General features: G+C 58.7%; 20 protein-coding genes. 11 read left to right on the top strand and 9 right to left on the bottom strand.

The features are described 5' to 3' along the window. Positions 1-110 precede the first annotated feature (110 nt). Together OYW20_RS03550 and cbpA are read right to left on the bottom strand one after the other, a co-directional pair. The gene (locus OYW20_RS03550; RefSeq protein WP_268801032.1) at positions 111-416 is read right to left on the bottom strand and encodes a chaperone modulator CbpM; all 306 of its coding nucleotides are present in this window, start codon (positions 414-416) and stop codon (positions 111-113) included. Continuing rightward, positions 416-1,360 (bottom strand): curved DNA-binding protein, encoded by a 945-nt coding sequence (cbpA, locus tag OYW20_RS03545; protein ID WP_268799357.1) that lies wholly within the window; start codon positions 1,358-1,360, stop codon positions 416-418. Before cbpA ends, OYW20_RS03550 begins: the two co-directional genes overlap by 1 nt. A 297-nt stretch (positions 1,361-1,657) precedes the next feature. Between cbpA and OYW20_RS03540 the strand changes: the two genes are divergently transcribed. Further along, positions 1,658-2,923, top strand: a complete 1,266-nt coding sequence (locus tag OYW20_RS03540; protein ID WP_268799356.1) for an Hsp70 family protein — start codon at positions 1,658-1,660, stop codon at positions 2,921-2,923. Between the two features lie 192 nt (positions 2,924-3,115). Here OYW20_RS03540 and OYW20_RS03535 read toward each other — a convergent pair whose 3' ends face one another. Both OYW20_RS03535 and OYW20_RS03530 read right to left on the bottom strand, forming a co-directional pair. Continuing rightward, on the bottom strand, positions 3,116-4,126 hold the full coding sequence (locus OYW20_RS03535) for an AI-2E family transporter (protein WP_268799355.1): 1,011 nt from the start codon (positions 4,124-4,126) through the stop codon (positions 3,116-3,118). A gap of 189 nt (positions 4,127-4,315) precedes the next feature. Further along, complete coding sequence (locus OYW20_RS03530; protein ID WP_268801031.1) at positions 4,316-4,606, bottom strand: PsiF family protein; 291 nt, start codon at positions 4,604-4,606, stop codon at positions 4,316-4,318. Positions 4,607-4,775: 169 nt separating this feature from the next. Between OYW20_RS03530 and OYW20_RS03525 the strand changes: the two genes are divergently transcribed. Then, positions 4,776-5,660, top strand: coding sequence for a DMT family transporter (locus OYW20_RS03525; RefSeq protein ID WP_268799354.1), 885 nt, complete (start codon positions 4,776-4,778; stop codon positions 5,658-5,660). 13 nt (positions 5,661-5,673) lie between these two features. Here the strand turns inward: OYW20_RS03525 and OYW20_RS03520 are convergent, their stop codons facing one another. Together OYW20_RS03520 and OYW20_RS03515 are read right to left on the bottom strand one after the other, a co-directional pair. Continuing rightward, a complete protein-coding gene (locus OYW20_RS03520; protein WP_268799353.1) occupies positions 5,674-5,910 on the bottom strand; it encodes a hypothetical protein in 237 nt (78 codons plus the stop codon). A gap of 60 nt (positions 5,911-5,970) precedes the next feature. Further along, complete coding sequence (locus OYW20_RS03515; RefSeq protein ID WP_268799352.1) at positions 5,971-6,861, bottom strand: lipase family alpha/beta hydrolase; 891 nt, start codon at positions 6,859-6,861, stop codon at positions 5,971-5,973. 264 nt (positions 6,862-7,125) lie between these two features. On the opposite strand from OYW20_RS03515, the gene osmE reads away from it, so the two are divergent. Beyond that, positions 7,126-7,464, top strand: coding sequence for an osmotically-inducible lipoprotein OsmE (gene osmE, locus OYW20_RS03510; protein ID WP_268799351.1), 339 nt, complete (start codon positions 7,126-7,128; stop codon positions 7,462-7,464). A gap of 66 nt (positions 7,465-7,530) precedes the next feature. On the opposite strand, the gene OYW20_RS03505 is transcribed toward osmE, so the two are convergent. After that, positions 7,531-7,737, bottom strand: coding sequence for a small membrane protein YohP (locus OYW20_RS03505; protein WP_268799350.1), 207 nt, complete (start codon positions 7,735-7,737; stop codon positions 7,531-7,533). Positions 7,738-7,842: 105 nt separating this feature from the next. Between OYW20_RS03505 and OYW20_RS03500 the strand changes: the two genes are divergently transcribed. After that, positions 7,843-8,367: a ferritin-like domain-containing protein gene (locus OYW20_RS03500; RefSeq protein WP_408005457.1), complete on the top strand. Its 525-nt coding sequence runs from the start codon at positions 7,843-7,845 to the stop codon at positions 8,365-8,367. Between the two features lie 297 nt (positions 8,368-8,664). On the opposite strand, the gene OYW20_RS03495 is transcribed toward OYW20_RS03500, so the two are convergent. Next, a complete protein-coding gene (locus OYW20_RS03495; protein ID WP_268799348.1) occupies positions 8,665-10,731 on the bottom strand; it encodes an AsmA family protein in 2,067 nt (688 codons plus the stop codon). 329 nt (positions 10,732-11,060) lie between these two features. Between OYW20_RS03495 and OYW20_RS03490 the strand changes: the two genes are divergently transcribed. The 7 genes from OYW20_RS03490 (at position 11,061) to OYW20_RS03460 (ending at position 16,100) form a co-directional block, all read left to right on the top strand. Continuing rightward, the gene (locus tag OYW20_RS03490; protein ID WP_268799347.1) at positions 11,061-11,279 is read left to right on the top strand and encodes a hypothetical protein; all 219 of its coding nucleotides are present in this window, start codon (positions 11,061-11,063) and stop codon (positions 11,277-11,279) included. 159 nt (positions 11,280-11,438) lie between these two features. Beyond that, positions 11,439-12,071: a TetR family transcriptional regulator gene (locus OYW20_RS03485; protein ID WP_268801030.1), complete on the top strand. Its 633-nt coding sequence runs from the start codon at positions 11,439-11,441 to the stop codon at positions 12,069-12,071. A 182-nt stretch (positions 12,072-12,253) separates the two neighbouring features. Next, entirely contained in the window at positions 12,254-12,754 is a 501-nt protein-coding gene (gene ureE, locus OYW20_RS03480; protein ID WP_268799346.1) for an urease accessory protein UreE, read from the top strand. Continuing rightward, positions 12,751-13,425, top strand: coding sequence for an urease accessory protein UreF (locus tag OYW20_RS03475; RefSeq protein WP_268799345.1), 675 nt, complete (start codon positions 12,751-12,753; stop codon positions 13,423-13,425). The genes ureE and OYW20_RS03475 overlap by 4 nt, the downstream gene beginning before the upstream one ends. 53 nt (positions 13,426-13,478) lie before the next feature. Beyond that, entirely contained in the window at positions 13,479-14,096 is a 618-nt protein-coding gene (ureG, locus tag OYW20_RS03470) for an urease accessory protein UreG (protein ID WP_268799344.1), read from the top strand. Between the two features lie 35 nt (positions 14,097-14,131). After that, on the top strand, positions 14,132-14,704 hold the full coding sequence (locus tag OYW20_RS03465) for a HupE/UreJ family protein (protein WP_268799343.1): 573 nt from the start codon (positions 14,132-14,134) through the stop codon (positions 14,702-14,704). A gap of 247 nt (positions 14,705-14,951) precedes the next feature. Further along, a complete protein-coding gene (locus OYW20_RS03460) occupies positions 14,952-16,100 on the top strand; it encodes an AGE family epimerase/isomerase (protein WP_268799342.1) in 1,149 nt (382 codons plus the stop codon). 22 nt (positions 16,101-16,122) lie between these two features. Here OYW20_RS03460 and OYW20_RS03455 read toward each other — a convergent pair whose 3' ends face one another. Next, positions 16,123-16,887 (bottom strand): SDR family oxidoreductase, encoded by a 765-nt coding sequence (locus tag OYW20_RS03455; protein ID WP_268799341.1) that lies wholly within the window; start codon positions 16,885-16,887, stop codon positions 16,123-16,125. Positions 16,888-16,966 lie beyond the last annotated feature (79 nt).

Below are 16,966 nucleotides of genomic sequence, written 5' to 3'. Positions count from 1 at the left end.
CCCACTCGCTCCAGCGCCCTTCAGGCAGAATCAATATCCCGAAAACGCCGTGAAAACCTGTAGCAGCGCGAGGCCGCGATGGGCTGCGCAGCGGCCCAAAATCAATGCCATCAATCCAGCAAAAAACGCCCCAATCGCTGCTTGAGCATGCGGTTCTCGCCGCGCACCTGCTCAAGCTCTTCCAGCAACTCCAGCGCGAGGGCGACGCCGTCCAACTCCATCGCCAGATCGTGGTGCAACTTGGCGGCGCGCCTGGCGACTGACAACGCGTAGGTGTCGAACAACCACTCGTCGGGCTTGCCCCCCTGAGGTTCGAGAATGCCGTGCTCGACGATTTCGATCACAAAGGCGGGCGACATGTCGACCACCTGACAGAACTCCTTCATATCCAGCTCTACAACAAGGGTGCTCATGATCAGTTACTCCATTGGGCCCTCGGATCAAAAGCGGCGGTGTCGGCCAGCTTTTCCCACAAGGCCTTGGCGGCGTCATCGGTTGATTTGGGCATCACGACTTTGAGTTGAGCATACAAATCGCCACGCTGCCCCTGCTTGTTCATCAAACCATTGCCTTTGACCCGCAGGCGTTGGCCAGCCTGGCTGTCGGGGCGAATGGTCAGATTGATCTTGCCGGTGAGCGTGGGCACGGCAATCTTGGCGCCCAGTGCCGCCTCCCAAGGGGCCAGGGGCACGGTAATGATCAGGTCATGGCCTTCCACATCGAAGTTCGGGTGCGGGGCAAGACGCAGAATCAAATACAGATCGCCATTTTCGGCACCGCCGATACCCGGCGCACCCTGACCTTTGAGCCGTATACGCTCGCCGTCGGTCACGCCCGCAGGGATCTTCACGTTCAGTGTTTTAGTGACGTCGGCCATGCGCTGACCGCTGGCGTTATGCTGCGCAACCTTGAAGCTGACCTGTTTGGATTCGGTCGACAGGGTTTCTTCCAGAAAAACCGGCAATTCCATTTCCACATCTTGTCCTCGACGACCGCTACTTTGTGCACGACCGCCCTGCTGAGCCCGACCACCGAAAATCGAACTGAAAAATTCCGAGAAATCACCTGTGGAGTCAAAGCCACCAGCACCGGCACCGGCACGGTTCTGCCAGCCTGGCGGCCCCTGGAACGGTCGGCCTTGCTGGCCATATTTACGAATGTCGTCGTATTCAGCGCGCTTTTCAGCGCTGCTGAGCACTTCGTACGCCTCGTTGGCCTCTTTGAACTTGTCCTCGGCGCCTTTCTCTTTACTGACGTCGGGATGGTACTTACGCGCCAGTTTTCGATAGGCTGTCTTGATCTGCTTGTCGTCAGCCGTCGGCTCCACGCCAAGAATCTTGTAATAGTCTTTGAAGTCCATCTAACGATCACCCATTCCGGATTATCCAGCCCCGTTCCGAACAGCGTCATCCATTGAGAACGCCTGACGGACTGGATGTTGCAAATTTGTTGGCTCGCGACATCACGGCTTCAAGCATGGCTCAAAGTCGCCGCGTACAGTAGGAATTATCACGGAGAATGGGGGCATATCACGGCAGTTCAAGCCAAACGTCTCAAATAGAAGAATAACGACGGATAAACCGACGTGCCGCGCTACGCATCCGCCCCACACTCGCATACACTGCGCGGCCGTTTTTTGACTGGAAACGTAAAGAACATGAGCAAGCAAACTCCAGCACGTGCCTGCGGTATCGATTTCGGCACTTCCAACTCCACCGTCGGCTGGCTGCGACCGGGGATGGACACGATGATCGCGCTGGAGGACGACAAGATTACCCTGCCATCGGTGGTGTTCTTCAATATGGAAGAACGTCGCCCGGTGTACGGTCGCCTCGCCCTGCACGAATACCTGGAAGGCTACGAAGGCCGATTGATGCGCTCGCTCAAGAGCCTGCTGGGCTCCAAGCTGGTCAAGCATGACACTAGCGTGCTCGGCACGGCGATGCCCTTCAAAGACTTGCTGGCGCTGTTCATCGGCGAACTTAAAAAACGCGCTGAAACCACCGCCGGTCGTGAGTTCGAGGAAGTGGTACTGGGCCGTCCGGTGCATTTTGTCGACGACGACATCATGGCCGACCAGGACGCCGAGGACACGCTGGCGGAAGTCGCCCGCAAAATCGGCTTCAAGGACGTGTCCTTCCAGTACGAGCCCATCGCGGCTGCGTTTGACTACGAATCCACACTTGAGCGTGAAGAACTGGTGCTGATCGTCGACATCGGCGGCGGTACGTCAGACTTCTCGCTGGTCCGCCTGTCGCCGGACCGTCGTTTTTACGATGATCGCCATGAAGATATTCTCGCCACCGGCGGCGTGCACATTGGCGGTACGGACTTCGACAAACAGCTGAGCCTGCAGGGCGTGATGCCATTGTTTGGTTACGGCAGCCGCATGAAAAGCGGTGCGTACATGCCCACCAGCACGCACATGAACCTCGCCACCTGGCACACCATCAACTCGGTCTACTCGCAAAAGTCCCAGCTGGCACTGGGCAGCATGCGCTACGACATCGAAGACACGCAGGGCATTGATCGCCTGTTCAGGCTGATCGACCAGCGCGCCGGGCATTGGTTGGCAATGGAAATCGAAGAAACCAAGATCGAGCTGACTCATGCGCAAAACCGCGTGATCGAGATGGATCGGGTCGAAGCGGGCTTGAGCGTGGACCTGACACGAGCACTGTTCGAGTCGGCCATTGATGCCTTGCTCGAGCGCGTGCGCGACAGCGTAACGGCGTTGCTCAAGGACGCTGGCGCGACGGTGACCGACGTTGACACGGTGTTCTTCACCGGCGGCTCCAGCGGCATCCCTGCCCTGCGCAACGGCGTATCGGCAATGCTGCCAAACGCGCGTCATGTGGAAGGCAATATTTTTGGCAGCATCGGCAGCGGCCTGGCGATTGAAGCGAAGAAGCGGTACGGCTGAAAGCTTCTGCGCGGAGTGCGTAGGAGTCCAGCTTGCTGACGATGGGCTGCGAAGCAGCCCCAAACCTAGCGGCCCAAGCTTGAGCTGACACACCGCGGTGAGCGATTTTACTGCCGGCTCCCGGCAGATCGTCGGCAGCCAGACTCCTACGGCCTTCGGCCAGAATCAAAAAACAGCGGCAGCAGTCTGCCGTTAAACCAAATCAGCCCTGCGCAGCTCGCTCTTGAGATACGCGTAATATATCGGCCCTGCCACGACCCCAGGCAGGCCGAAGGCAGCCTCGAAAATCAGCATCGCCAGCAGCAACTCCCACGATTTGGCACTGATCTGCCCGCCGACGATTCGCGCGTTGAGGAAATACTCGACCTTGTGGATCACGATCAAATAACCCAACGCCGCCAGCGCCACCCAGATCGACAGCGACATGCCGACAATGAAGATCAGCGTGTTCGACATCAAATTACCCACCACCGGCAACAGGCCCAGCAGAAAGGTCAGGACGATCAACGTTTTGGTAAGCGGCAGGTGCACACCACACAACGGGAGCACCACGGCCAGGAAGATCGAGGTAAATACCGTGTTGAGCAGCGAAATCTTTATCTGCGCGAAGACGATGTTGCGAAAGGCCCGGCTGAGCAGGTGCAGACGCTCGAACAGCGCGGCCGCCAATGGCTTGCGCTTGGTCACGTCCGGCACCCGTTGCAGGGCGATGATCGCGCCGAGCACCATGCCGATCAACAGAGTGACGAACATGTGCGCCGCACCTTTGCCCAGTAATTGCAGCTCGCCCACGTGCTTGGCCAGCCACGCGCCAAGGGAAACGCGGAACTCGGTTGCACTGGCGGGCAGGTAACTGTCAATGAACGGCGGTAACTGGCCGCGCGCGCGGTCCACCAGAATCATGAATTTGTCCAGCGAGGCGCCAGGGTTCTCGGCTTCGTGCAGCAAAAAACTGATCGCACCCGCAAACAGCAGCGCCAGCACAGTGACCACGAGCGTGCCGAGCAATGCCACCGCCAACCAGCGGGCGCGCTCTCCGGCGATCAGGCGCTGCAACTGCGGCGTGAGCATGTCGACCAGCTCGTACACCAGCAAACCGGCCAGCAGACTTGGCAGAAGATTAAGCGGGAGGACCAGCAAAAGGCCGCCAAAGACGAGGATCCAGCTGGCCAGGAATACGTGACGTGGTGAAAACGTTGGCATACAGCCTCAAAACGAGCGGCCCGAAGAGGTGGGCAGTCTGCCAGCGTTCTGGGTGGAGGACCAGCGATCCGAAGGTCCTGACCGACCTGAGCTCGCCGCCGCTGCGATTGCCAGTGCGATAAGCGAAGGCAACCACGGGAAATAAAGCGTTACAGCCGCAGAAGCACTGCCGGAAGGCCGGTCAGAAAATCATTTCTTCTTGAGACAATCGCTCATGAAGCTCTTGCGCGCGTCGCCCTTCAGGGCCTGGGAGCTGGCCGTGGCATTGCAGGTTTTCATTTTGTCCTGCTGAGTCGCGGCAGGCGCAGGAGCGGCTTTAAGACAGGAGCTCATGAAGGCTTTTCGCTCATCACCTTTCAAGGACTTGGCGCTTGCATCAGCATTGCAGGTGGTCATTTTGTTCTGTTGTGCGGTGGCGGCGAAGCCTTGGGCACACATCAGCAAAGCCACGACCAACAAGGGAACACGCAGCATCTTCATTGACTCATCTCCAGAATCGCCGCCCGGCTGCGGCCCTTGAAGGAGTGTAGCCAAGGATTGTTGCGGCATATGTCAGCGGCAATGACGGTGCACACGCGCCAGTAAAGGGCGACTGGACGTCACTGCCTACAAGCGGATAATGCGCGCTCACCTGTCAACGGCTGCCCCCATGCAATATCTCTATCCGCTACTGACCGTGTTTATCTGGGCGGGCAACAACGTCATCACCAAAGCTGCCGCTGGGCGCATCTTTCCTGCGGAGATCGGTTTCTACCGCTGGTTGTTCGCGGGCCTTCTGTTCACCCCGTTTCTGCTGCGCCCAGTGCTACGGAACTGGCCGATCATCAAACCCAATCTGGGCAAGATTGCGGTGCTTGCTGTGTTGGGGATGGCGATTTACCAGAGCCTGGCCTATTACGCAGCGACGATCACAACGGCCACCAACATGGGCATCATTTTGTCGCTGGTGCCCATTGTTACGCTGGCGATGTCCATCGCAGCGTTGGGCAACCGCCTGACGATGGGCGCGCTGGTGGGCGCGGTGCTGTCATTTATGGGCGTGTTGTTTGTCGTGTCGCAGGGCAGCCTCACAGTGTTGATGGCGCACGGCGTCAACATGGGCGACTTCATGATGCTGGTGGCAACGGTGGCGTACGCGACGTACAGCACGCTGCTGAAGAAGTGGAAGCTGGGGCTGCCGCCATTGCAGTTGCTGTACCTGCAGATTCTGGTGGCGATTGTGGTGCTGCTGCCGCTGTTCATGCTGTCGCAGAAAACCGGGCTCAATCTCAATAATATTTCGCTGGTGCTATACGCCTGCATCCCGACATCAATGCTCGCACCTTTACTGTGGATGAAATCCATCGGCCTTCTCGGACCGAGTCGCACCACCCTGTTTTTCAACCTTATACCTCTGTTAACCGCACTGATTGCATCCATTGCGTTAGGCGAGCAACTTGCGCTGTATCACCTGTTCGGCGGCGCAATGACCCTGACAGGCGTGATCCTGGCGGAACGCTGGACCACACCGTTGAGACGCTCCTCAACGGTGTAATCGCGCGCCAGCATCACGCGTTGTCCGAAACCTCGACGCTATGGATCGATACATCTGTGATCCCGGCTACATGCGGCAGATTAACAGTGACGTCGCCTTCTGCGAGCGGATCATCGTCCACGGCAACATGGTGCTTTAGCGCCAGTTCGTGAACCACTTCAATAATCGGCACGTCGAGGTTTTCGATCAGATCGACATGGTGCTCACCGGCCAGGGTGTACTCGATTTCATACAGTTCTTTATCGCTCATCGCTTCACTTCCTCAACGACCATCTTGGCGCCGACAGACTAAAAACTTCGGCTCATAAAGTTAAAGACCGGCGGCTTTGAGGCGCGCGGCATGCTCCAGGAACAGCGCGACAGCATTAGCTCCTTTGCCCACCAGGCCGAGGCTCTGGTTGACGATGTCGAAATGGTCGAGCGGGTAGTCATCCCTGATGACCGTGCCCAGGTGAGAACTGAATCGCCCGACCATGCCATCAGATTGACCTCGCTCTTTTGTGAACGTGCGAGCGAATATTTGGCAGCTTATGTGGGTGACGTCGAGAAGGTTTAAAACGCGATTGGTTCGGCCTTTTTGCAGGGTGCCGGACCAAGAGTAATAGCGCACGCCATTGACCTGCTCTGCGCCCTGCCCGCCCCAGATCTGGGGCAGCCCCTGAGGAAACTGACGGTTGAACAGGGCCACGCCTGCTGTGGTGAGCGAGTGGTGTGCGGCGTCGAGATCGGTGGGCAGTCGGGTGCCGCGATAGCCGGTGTCGAGCCTGTGCATGACCCAGCCGACAAACAGCAATGCAGCGTTGAGCAGACGGCCACGCGCTGTATGACGAGGGAAACGCAACTCGAAGAAGTCAGCCAGTTCCGAGCCATGGTTAGGCCCTGCGACTGACGTCACCGACGCGATCAGATCGGGACGCTTGGCTGCCGCGTAACGAATGGTCAGGGCACCTTGGCTGTGACCGATGAGATTGACCTTGGCGGCACCTGTTTCACGCAGGATCTCGTCAATGCGGCCGAGCAACTGTTCGCCCCTGATCTCGGATGAATTCATTGCCGAGACCATGACCGGGATAACCGTCGCACCGCCCCGCCGCAGCGCCGGCACCATGCCGACCCAGTACGGATAAACCACCAGTTTCACAAACCCCAATAGTCCCGGCACCAGCACAATCGGATAACGCGTGGCCTGCTCTTGGCTCATAGGGCGGGTTCCTCATCGCAGAGCGCTGGATTGTTTGTGGAGCGAGTCTTGCCCGCGAAGCCAAGCAGAACAATGCAGCGGATGTATCGACGTCCTCACAGGCAAGTGGCAATGGCGACCCACTCCAGCAAACGCTAGTTGAAACCGGCGAGATGACAAACGAACGTAATGCCCCATCGCCATCAATTCAATCGAACTCTTTCATCTGCCCGATGCTCATAAGAGCATCGGGCCAATGAGTGGCTCTTTCTCTGGAGTTACCTTATGTACAAGCGATCCTTGGCAGTCGTGTTTGCGGTAGCCGCGTTGGCAGGTTGTGCTTCGACTACAGCGCCAAACCCGGTGGACTACGTGACCTATCGCAACCAGCCATTGGTTAAGCAAGTCGAAGAAGGCATGACCAAAGAACAGGTCCTGACCATTGGCGGCTCACCATCGACCACTGTTCAGCGCAAGGCGCATCCAGGGACTTGCAACAACTACGTCCTCAATCGCGAAGGCCATCAGCAGCCTTACTACGTGACGTTCGACAACAACGGTCGCGTCAACAGCAAGGGTTTCATGACCTGCGAACAACGCGACGCCAACGAACGCGCGATGTAAATCCGGTTCGACACAGGTACAAAAAAAGCCCGACTCGTCGGGCTTTTTCATGGGTGTCGCAGTCGTTTAGAACACCAGCTTGAACAGGGCAATCACCACGATCAGGCCAATGATGAAAATGATGCCGACGGTACCACCAAGAAACTTAAGCATGCGTGCTCTCCATTGAATTTTCAGTCTCCTGCTTGTGACCACGACCGCACGCCCTCGTTTCGTTGAATTATTCCATCGGGTCCCATGGATAAATCCGATAAAACTTTTCAGTCGCTGCACTACTCACACCATAAGACCCGATCATGCCGGGCGTCAGTTACCGAGGTAAAACGCTGACGCATTTAGAGCGCGACGGGATAACCGGACTAGCCTTGGAGATTGATGATGACCGAACTATCGAGTGTGAGTGAACTGCGCCAGCGAGCGCGCCAAAACGTGGAAAATGGTGCGGTGACTGAGAGCTACAGCGCCGACCGTGAAACCATCTTGCGCCTGCTGAACGAGTCGCTGGCCACTGAGTGGGTGTGCGTTCTGCGCTACAAACGCCATTACTACATGGCCAAGGGTGTAAAAGCCCACGTCGCTGCCGAGGAGTTTCTGGAGCATGCAACCCAAGAGGCTCAGCACGCCGACAAGCTGGCCGAACGTATTGTGCAATTGGGTGGCGAGCCGGAACTCAACCCGGACCTGCTGTCGAAAAACTCGCACGCGCAGTACGTTGCAGGCAACACGCTTAAAGAGATGATCACCGAAGACCTGGTGGCAGAGCGTATCGCCATCGACAGCTATCGCGAGATCATCCAGTACATCGGCGACAAGGACCCGACCACACGCCGCCTGTTCGAAGAAATCCTGGAACAGGAAGAAGAGCACGCCGACGACATGGCCGACCTGCTAGACGGCGTCTGATTCTCTTCGCCGTCACGCAAAAGCCAGGACCTGTGTCCTGGCTTTTTTGTGCGCGTCGACTTATTTCTGGTGCCCACAGCTTCGCAGGCAAGTCGGGATGCCGCCCACCCGCTCCTACGCCTGCGGCAGAATCAAATACCCGAAGACGCCGCAATCCCTGTAGGAGCGCACGAGCAACGCGAGGCCGCGATGGGCTGCGCAGCAGTCCTGAAACCGGACGCCTCAGTGCACCTGTAACACCACACACTCGGGGTTCACTGCCGGTTAGCGTCTCAAACACACCAACCGGCCCAGGTGTTACTTAACCGTCTTCGGCGCTTTGCCCGAGCGCATCTGCTCCAGCAATGGCGCGCACTGGTTTTGATCGCCACTGCTCGGTGCGACCAATGCGAGCAAGGCTGCCGCTGGCCCAACGGTTGCGCCCAGAAGCACCATCCCGGCGCCGCGAAGGAGCAGCGGCCCGGACTCGACACCTGCACTGGGCTTGGCGAACGCGCCGCGCACATAAAGCGGCGAGCGCAGTGAGAACACCCGGAACCCTTTCGATTCCGGTGTGATTTTCATGTCCAGTTGCTCTGTCTTGAGGTTCGCGGTGCCGTCGATGTAAATGATCGCGTTCTCGGTATCGAACACCGACAACTTGGTGGTAGCCAAACCGTCCTTGATGCCGAGGCTCGTGGCCGCGCAGTTGATTTTCACGTCTTTGTCGCCGAACAGGCGGCCTACTACGTAATTACCGACGTTCAGACCCGCAATTTCCATCAGGCTGCGACTGACCGCACCATCGTTGACCAACATCTTCAACTCACCGTTGGAGCTGCCCAACAGCGCTGCAACCGAATTCCCCCTGCCGCTGATGTCGGCGTCGCCATTCAACTCGCCGAAGCTGGTTTTCATGGGCTCGAACGTCGGGAACAGTTGCTTGAGCTTGAAGTTACGCGCGCTCAACTTTGCCCGGCCTTCAAGCGGTTGCACGCGACCGTTCAGGCGAATATCCGCATCAAGCTTGCCGCCGGCCACGCCGAATCGCAGCGGCTCAAGGCTTAGCTGGCCGTTATCGAGCACCACGTGGGTGTACAAATCGCTGAATGGCAGATCTGCGCTTTGTACGATTTTCTTGCCGGTGAGCTCAACGTCGGCATCCATTGCGCTCCAGCGGTCAGTCTTGAATTCTTCGACTGGCAGCACTTTGTCAGCGGGTTGTTTGCTCGCACCACCACGGCTTTTCTGTTCCGCGTTGGAGTCGGCACCGATCAGCGGCTTGAGGTCGGCCATCAGCAGTTGATTGGAAACCAGCGCCCCGGTCAGCTTGGGACGCGGCTGGCTGGCGACGAAGCTCAAATCGCCGTGAATGTCACTGTCACCGATCTTGCCGTTGAAGCCTTGGTACTTGAACGAAGCGCCGGCAGCGTCGTGCAAATGTGCGATCAAACGACCGTCCGTGGAATACGGCGGCGAATCCGGCAGTGTCACGCCAGTCAGCGGATACAAGTTGCCCAGGCTGTCGCCAGACAGCTTCAAGCGAAGATCAAGCTCACCAAGATTTTGCGGATCGGTCACCGTACCCGCCACTGCGACGCGCGTTTTTCCTGCACTCACATCGGCCTGCACTGGAAACGGCAGTGCGGCGTCCTTCAGCGCCAGCAGTCCACCGACCTTGCCGCTGCCGTTGAGCTTCTGCCCGTGGTACTGACCTTTCGCCGTAAAGCCAAACGCGTAGTCCTGCGCCGATGCGCCCTTGTCCTGAACCTTCTTCGCTTCACCGCTGCCCACGATGTCGCTGAACGGAATCGGCTTGCCCAGCGGATCGATTACCACATCAATCTGGGTATTCAGTTTTTGGTCGTTGTAACCCACCAGCCCCTTGTCGAACTTGATTGAGCCAATGTCCATGACCCACTTCGAAGGTTCGGCATTCGGGTCGCTTTTCGGGAAATCGAACACCCAGTTGGCGCGGCCATCTGCCAGGCGCTCAAGCTTTGCATCGGGCTCTGTCAGATCGATCCGGGGGATGGAGATGGTCTGCGTCAGCAGCGGGAGCGGCGACAAACGAAACTCGATGCGTTTGAGAGTGACCATTTGCGGGGTCTTGGACCACTCCGGGTTACCCAGCGTGATGTCTTCAGCCGACATGCGCGGCCACGGTATCCATGCGCGCCAGCCGCCTTCTTCGGGCTCCCGGCTCCAGTTCACTGCCAGATTGCCGTTGATAGCGAACGGTCGGTGCAATGCTTCTGACACCTTCTCATTGAGTGTCGGCTTGATCCTGTTCCAGTCAAACGTGGCGATTACAATGATCAGGATGGCAATCAGCAGCACCAGAATGGCGCCCGTCCAGGCAAAAATCTTACGGCTACGCGTCATTGCGTGTTCTCCCCAAATACCGACACACCATCCCAGGCGTGTCGCAAACGTCTTAGCGCTTCGACTGGTAAAAGCTGTAGGGGTTTGATTGATCTCGAAAGTTTTCGATACCCCGCGATTCATCGGTGGTTCCACACATCGGTGAAGACACTGTTCAGGACCCCGTCCCTCTCATTGAAAAGACAGTGCAGGCCTTGATCTGCATGGCCTTGCCCGCAGCATCATTTGTGTCGATTGTGACCATCACGTCTATGAACTTGGGTATCGCCAAGCCCCCTGTATCATCGCCTGCATGTTCTTTAAAAGCCCTTCCGGGGAGCCACTCAATTATGAAACGCCAAGTACTGCTTAGTCTGATCCTGTCCCTGCTTGCCACGAGCGCCTTTGCACTGCCTGCCAGCGAACAGCCGGTCCTTGGCGAGATGAAGGGAAGTCATCAGACAGAACTGCCGACCCTCGTTGAAGACGGCAAACTGGTCCAGCAATACCAGCGCGTTGCCGATAACGGGCCAGACCGTTTGGTCCAGCAGTACCAGCGAGTGTCGTGACCCCATCGAGCACCACCGAAGATGCCCGGCCACTGCGCCGGGCTTTTGCGTTTTAGCGTCTTGGGCTCGCCGCCTTTGCCGGGCGAAACCGGGTTCGACGCCGCGCAAGCGCATTTGCTAGAGTGCAGCGTAACGCCCAGCCAGAACTCTGCCCGCCCCATGCTGCCTCGTGCCGAACAGAAACAACAAACCCGCCACGCTTTACTCGACGCAGCCAGAGGTCTGATGGACAGCGGCCGCGGGTTTGGCAGCCTGAGCTTGCGTGAAGTGGCGAAGACAGCGGGTATCGTGCCAACCGGGTTTTATCGTCACTTCGATGACATGGACCACTTGGGGCTGGCGCTCGTCAGCGAGGTGGGACAGACATTTCGGCAGACCATCCGCCGCGTCAGACGCACTGATTCCCTGGCAACCGGCATCATCGATGCGTCGGTCCGGATCTTCCTTGATGACGTCGCCGCCAATCGATCGCAGTTTTTATTTTTAGCGCGCGAGCAGTACGGCGGGTCGCTCAAGGTCCGACAGGCGCTGGGGGCGTTGCGCGAAGCGATCATCGCCGACCTCACAGTCGACCTGGCGTCGATGCCCAAATTTCAGCACCTCAACACCAACGACCTGGCTGTCATGGCCGATCTGGTGGTGAAAAGCGTGTTCGCCATGCTCCCTGAACTAATCGACCCGCCACCGCCCACATTGGCCGAGCACCTGACCCCGCGGGCGAAAATCACCCAGCAATTGCGCTTCATCTTTATCGGCGCCAAGCGTTGGCAGGGGTTGGGCAGCACCGAGTAGTCTGAGCCGCACCTAGCGACGCCCCAAAGCTGCGCACCCGCCGATCCGGCGCACCAAATTAACGCGCTTCACCATAAGGCGTTTCATCAACACGCACCCAATGTAGGCAGTTTCCTACAGGTTTCTCTGTTGGCAAGCACCTTGCTCTGGCTAATGCATCGCTCATAGCTGGAAGCTTTCTGATGCTGGTGATCCACCAAAGAGTAGAACCTTGCGCCGAATGGGCTGCCGAGCTGCACCTGAATTTCGAAGCTCGCAGCAAGAGCCGCTTGCGCTGCTTCAGTGCAGAAGGCGAGGACGTCGGGCTGTTCCTGGAGCGCGGACAACCACCGCTGCGCGATGGCGACTTTCTCAAGGCTGAAGACGGACGCATCGTGCGCGTCTGCGCTCGCCCCGAACAACTGATGCATGTCACCTGCAGCAGCACCTACGAACTCACCCGCGCCGCCTATCACTTGGGCAATCGCCACGTTGCACTGCAAGTGGGTGATGGCTGGCTGCGTCTGCTCGATGACTATGTGCTCAAGGCCATGCTTGACCAACTGGGTGCGAACACAGAATCCATCGAAGCGCCGTTTTCGCCCGAGCACGGGGCTTATGGTGGCGGGCATCATCATTCGCGCGCTGGTGAGGAAGACTTTAACTACGCGCCCAAGATTCACCACTTCGGCGTACGAATATGAACAGCGCCTGGGCGCTTTTGCGCCTGGCCAGCCCGCAGTTGCCCATTGGTGGTTACAGCTACTCACAAGGGCTGGAAATGGCCGTCGAGCAATCGATAGTCACTGACCCAGCCACCGCCGGCCGCTGGATTGGCGATCAGTTGTTGCTCAATCTGGCCCGCTTCGAAGCACCCTTGTTGCTGGCCCACTGCACCGCCGCCGCTGACGATGACTGGGCGCAATTGCTGCGACTGAGCGAAGAACACCGCGCCAGCCGAGAAACCCGGGAACTGCATCTGGAGAGCCGGCAGATGGGCTATTCGTTGCGCCAACTGCTGATTGGCCTGCCCGAAATGGACCCGCCGGCGCGAAGTTTTCTTGAGCCGGTGGACGAGCCGCATCTGGCCTTGTGCTGGTCATTGGCCGCACGTGCCTGGCGGATCAGCCCTCAGGATGCACTGGCGGCGTGGTTATGGAGTTGGCTGGAAAACCAATTGGCGGTGCTGATGAAGACGCTGCCGCTGGGCCAGCAGGCCGCGCAAAGGCTCACCAGCGAATTATTGCCACTGCTGCAACGGGCACAACAATGCGCCACCGACCAGGACCCTCGTCACATCGGCGGCGCGCCATGGGGCCTGGCACTGGCGAGCATGGCCCACGAGCGCCAATACAGCCGACTGTTTCGGTCCTGACTGCCTACGCATCACAGATCACTGTGCATAAAAAGATCAACGGAGAATATTCAATGAACAGCCAACCTTTGCGCGTCGGTATCGGCGGTCCGGTCGGATCCGGCAAAACCGCCCTCACCCTTGCGCTGTGCCTGGCCTTGCGCGACCGCTACAACCTGGCCGTCGTGACCAACGATATCTACACCCGTGAAGACGCCGACTTTCTGGTGCGCAACGAAGCCCTGGCGCCAGAACGCATCATTGGCGTGGAAACCGGTGGCTGTCCGCACACGGCGATCCGCGAGGACGCTTCGATCAACCTGGAGGCCGTTGATCAGTTGAATCGACGCTTCGAGGGGCTGGATCTGATCATCGTCGAATCGGGCGGTGACAACCTGTCTGCGACCTTCAGCCCGGAGCTGTCTGACCTGACCATCTATGTGATCGACGTCTCGGCAGGCGACAAGTTGCCGCGCAAGGGCGGGCCCGGGATCTGCAAATCCGACTTGCTGGTGATCAACAAGGTCGACCTCGCCCCCCTGGTGGGTGCGTCGCTGGAAATGATGGACCGCGACACCAGGAAGATGCGCGGCGACAAGCCGTTCGTGTTCAGCAATCAGAAAACCGGGCAAGGCCTGGAAGCCATCATCGCGTTCATCGAGCGTCAGGGTTTGCTGACCGAAGCCGCCTGATCCGTCTACCTCAAGCTACCTCAAGGAGTGTGTTCATGAATGTTCAAAAAGCCGTCAGTGTGCTGGCTCTGTTGCTGGTTCCGGCAATGGCCTTCGCCCATCCGGGTCACGACGAAAGCGGCCTGATCGCGGGTATCAGCCATCCACTGGGCGGCCTCGATCACTTGCTGGCAATGGTTGCGGTGGGCTTGTGGGCTGCGCAACAAAAAGGCGCTGCACGCTGGGTCCTGCCGTGCACGTTCGTGGGGACTATGTTGATCGGCGGGCTGCTGGGCTTCGAAGGGATGGACCTGCCAGGCCTGGAAAGCGGGATCGCGGCGTCGGTGTTTGCGCTGGGGCTGGCGGTAGCACTGGCGGTACGTCCTCCATTGTTCATGGCAGTGACTGCGACAGCGCTGTTCGCGATGTTCCACGGCGTGGCGCATGGCCTTGAGTTGCCGGAGATGTCCAGCCCTTGGGGCTATGCAGCAGGGTTCGTGGCTGCTACCGCTGCGCTGCATGCTGCGGGTTACGCATTGGTGCGGTTCTTGCCAACCGCTGCTGCGCCATTGGTGCGAGTGGCTGGTGCGCTGGCGGCTGCCGCAGGTGTCTGGTTGTTCGCTGGTTGATTTCACCACTGCAGGAGCGCGCTTGCCCGCGATTGCGGTGTGTCTGACACGAATACGTTGACTGACCGACCGCTTTCGCGAGCAAGCTCCCTCCCACAAAAACGGTGTCGAGCCATAGACATGCTTCGGACCGAAGGCCGTGGAGGGAGCTTGCTCGCAATGGGTTAACAGCGATCCACGAAATACACCACCTACTGCCCTCCTGCTACCATGTCGCGCAATTTACCCCTGCCGTGGCGCCTATTCGATGCCTGACACCGCTCCTTACGACAAGTCGACACTGCACGTCGCTTTCACTGCCGTGCACCAGCATTTCATGCAAGTGATCGTGCCGATGTGGCTGCGCGCTGGCTGGAACGCAGAGCTCGCGCTGCCACACGAGGCCGTCGATGCGGCGCACCAGCCGCTGCCCCCGCAGCGCTATCGAGCAATGGCCTGCGCGCGACAGTTGTTTCTTTTCTCCAGCCTGATCAATAACCCCTCGGTGCCTGAAGCCGCCACGCGTGCGGCCGCGCTATTCCGATCCTTGCAACGCCATTTTCACGATGCCGAGCATGGCGGCTGGTTCTACAGCATCGATCCGCAGGGCGCACCGCTAGACCGTCGCAAAGATCTCTACACCCACGCGTTTATCGTGTTCGCCTGTGCCCATTACTGGGCCAAAGTGCGTGAGCCGCTTGTGGAGTCGACCCTCAACGCTGCACTGAACGTCGTCGCTGAACGCTTCGCCGATGGTGACGGGCTCTACGAAGCCTTGCTGGCTGAAGACTGGTCGCCGCTCAATGCCGGGCCTTTGCAGAACCCGCTGATGCACCTGGCCGAAGCGTTTCTGGCCACCGTAGAAGTGCGCGAGGACCCGCAAACGCTTGCTGCACTGGATGCATTGATTACAGGCATGCAGCGGCGCTTTGTGGATGTCGAGCATGGGGTGATGCTGGAAAAACCGCTGGACGCTGTGGATAACTGGTCCGAGCCAGGGCATCAGTTTGAATGGTTCTACCTGCTTGAATCGTCTGCTCGTTTGCGCAATAGCCCACTGCACCTGTCGTTGACGACTGCCTTCGCCCACGCCGAGCAGCAGGGGGTCAATCAGCAGACCGGGGCTGTGGCCGCCATGCTTGAAGTCGACGGGTCGATGAAAGACGGTACGCAACGCATCTGGGCGCAGGCAGAGTATCTGCGCGCCCTGACCTTGCGCCCTGACAGCCTTGATCTGCTGAGCCGACAACTTACTGCGCTGCAAGAACACTTCCTGCACCCAAGCGGCTGGAACGAGTGCCTGGACAGCGATGGCAAGGTCAGCCGCAACGACATGCCGTCCACCACGCCTTACCACCTCGCCACCTGCTACATCGGGTTGGCGCAGTACTTCAAAGACGCCGACGCGTCCCGGTAGGAGCGAACTCGTTCGCGGTGTATCAACCGCGGCTGCGGTCGATTGCGAAACCGGCCCAGGTCTGGCTGACCGGCATCAGTTCCAGGCTGTTGATGTTGACGTGCGCCGGGGTGTTCATGATCCAGAAGATCGTGTCGGCGATGTCTTGCGGCTGGATAGGCTCGGCGCCCGCGTAAGTTGCGTCGTACTTGGATTTGTCCCCACCGAAACGCACCAGCGAAAACTCGCTTTCGCAAAGGCCCGGCTCAAGGTTGGTCACGCGCACACCGGTGCCGACCAGGTCGTTTCGCAGATTCAGGGAGAATTGCCCCACGAACGCCTTTGTGCCGCCGTAAACATTGCCGCCCGGGTACGGATAATTACCCGCCACCGAACCCAGGTTGACGATGCTGGCGCCCCGGCCGTGGGCAATCAACCGCGAGAGCAGTAAACGTGTGGTGTAGACCAGACCTTTGACGTTGGTGTCGATCATCGTGTCCCAATCATCCAGATCGCATTTAGGCGCAGGGTCGATGCCCAGCGCCAGCCCAGCGTTATTGATCAGGCCGCGAATCGTGGCGAACTCAGCCGGCAAACCGTCGATGGCGGCCTCCATGGCCGCACGATCACGTACGTCCAGCACCAACGTGTGCACCTTGGTGTGTTTCGACAGCTCGGCGCTCAACGCGCTCAGGCGATCTTCACGACGGCCAGTCAACACCAGAGACCAGCCAGCCTGTGCAAAACGACGCGCGCAGGCTTCGCCAAATCCAGATGTAGCGCCGGTAATGAACACGGTAGACGTCATTTCGTTCTCCTTATTAAGGGGGCTGCGGGATCATGAATAAGCAATGGACGCGGTTGATCAAAGTCACGCGCAAGAAAGT

Origin of the sequence: Pseudomonas sp. BSw22131 (assembly GCF_026810445.1) — a bacterium.
Taxonomy (GTDB): Bacteria; Pseudomonadota; Gammaproteobacteria; order Pseudomonadales; family Pseudomonadaceae; genus Aquipseudomonas; species Aquipseudomonas huanghezhanensis.
This window is presented reverse-complemented; position numbering and strand designations above follow the sequence as displayed.

Coding starts and splice junctions, on each gene's coding strand:
- OYW20_RS03465 (WP_268799343.1), top strand. CDS start 14,132: ATGAATGTTCAAAAAGCCGTCAGTGTGCTGGCTCTGTTGCTGGTTCCG.
- OYW20_RS03520 (WP_268799353.1), bottom strand. CDS start 5,910: ATGAGCGATAAAGAACTGTATGAAATCGAGTACACCCTGGCCGGTGAG.
- OYW20_RS03475 (WP_268799345.1), top strand. CDS start 12,751: ATGAACAGCGCCTGGGCGCTTTTGCGCCTGGCCAGCCCGCAGTTGCCC.
- OYW20_RS03490 (WP_268799347.1), top strand. CDS start 11,061: ATGAAACGCCAAGTACTGCTTAGTCTGATCCTGTCCCTGCTTGCCACG.
- ureG (WP_268799344.1), top strand. CDS start 13,479: ATGAACAGCCAACCTTTGCGCGTCGGTATCGGCGGTCCGGTCGGATCC.
- OYW20_RS03460 (WP_268799342.1), top strand. CDS start 14,952: ATGCCTGACACCGCTCCTTACGACAAGTCGACACTGCACGTCGCTTTC.
- OYW20_RS03495 (WP_268799348.1), bottom strand. CDS start 10,731: ATGACGCGTAGCCGTAAGATTTTTGCCTGGACGGGCGCCATTCTGGTG.
- cbpA (WP_268799357.1), bottom strand. CDS start 1,360: ATGGACTTCAAAGACTATTACAAGATTCTTGGCGTGGAGCCGACGGCT.
- OYW20_RS03540 (WP_268799356.1), top strand. CDS start 1,658: ATGAGCAAGCAAACTCCAGCACGTGCCTGCGGTATCGATTTCGGCACT.
- ureE (WP_268799346.1), top strand. CDS start 12,254: ATGCTGGTGATCCACCAAAGAGTAGAACCTTGCGCCGAATGGGCTGCC.
- osmE (WP_268799351.1), top strand. CDS start 7,126: ATGTACAAGCGATCCTTGGCAGTCGTGTTTGCGGTAGCCGCGTTGGCA.
- OYW20_RS03525 (WP_268799354.1), top strand. CDS start 4,776: ATGCAATATCTCTATCCGCTACTGACCGTGTTTATCTGGGCGGGCAAC.
- OYW20_RS03500 (WP_408005457.1), top strand. CDS start 7,843: ATGACCGAACTATCGAGTGTGAGTGAACTGCGCCAGCGAGCGCGCCAA.
- OYW20_RS03455 (WP_268799341.1), bottom strand. CDS start 16,887: ATGACGTCTACCGTGTTCATTACCGGCGCTACATCTGGATTTGGCGAA.
- OYW20_RS03530 (WP_268801031.1), bottom strand. CDS start 4,606: ATGAAGATGCTGCGTGTTCCCTTGTTGGTCGTGGCTTTGCTGATGTGT.
- OYW20_RS03535 (WP_268799355.1), bottom strand. CDS start 4,126: ATGCCAACGTTTTCACCACGTCACGTATTCCTGGCCAGCTGGATCCTC.
- OYW20_RS03485 (WP_268801030.1), top strand. CDS start 11,439: ATGCTGCCTCGTGCCGAACAGAAACAACAAACCCGCCACGCTTTACTC.
- OYW20_RS03515 (WP_268799352.1), bottom strand. CDS start 6,861: ATGAGCCAAGAGCAGGCCACGCGTTATCCGATTGTGCTGGTGCCGGGA.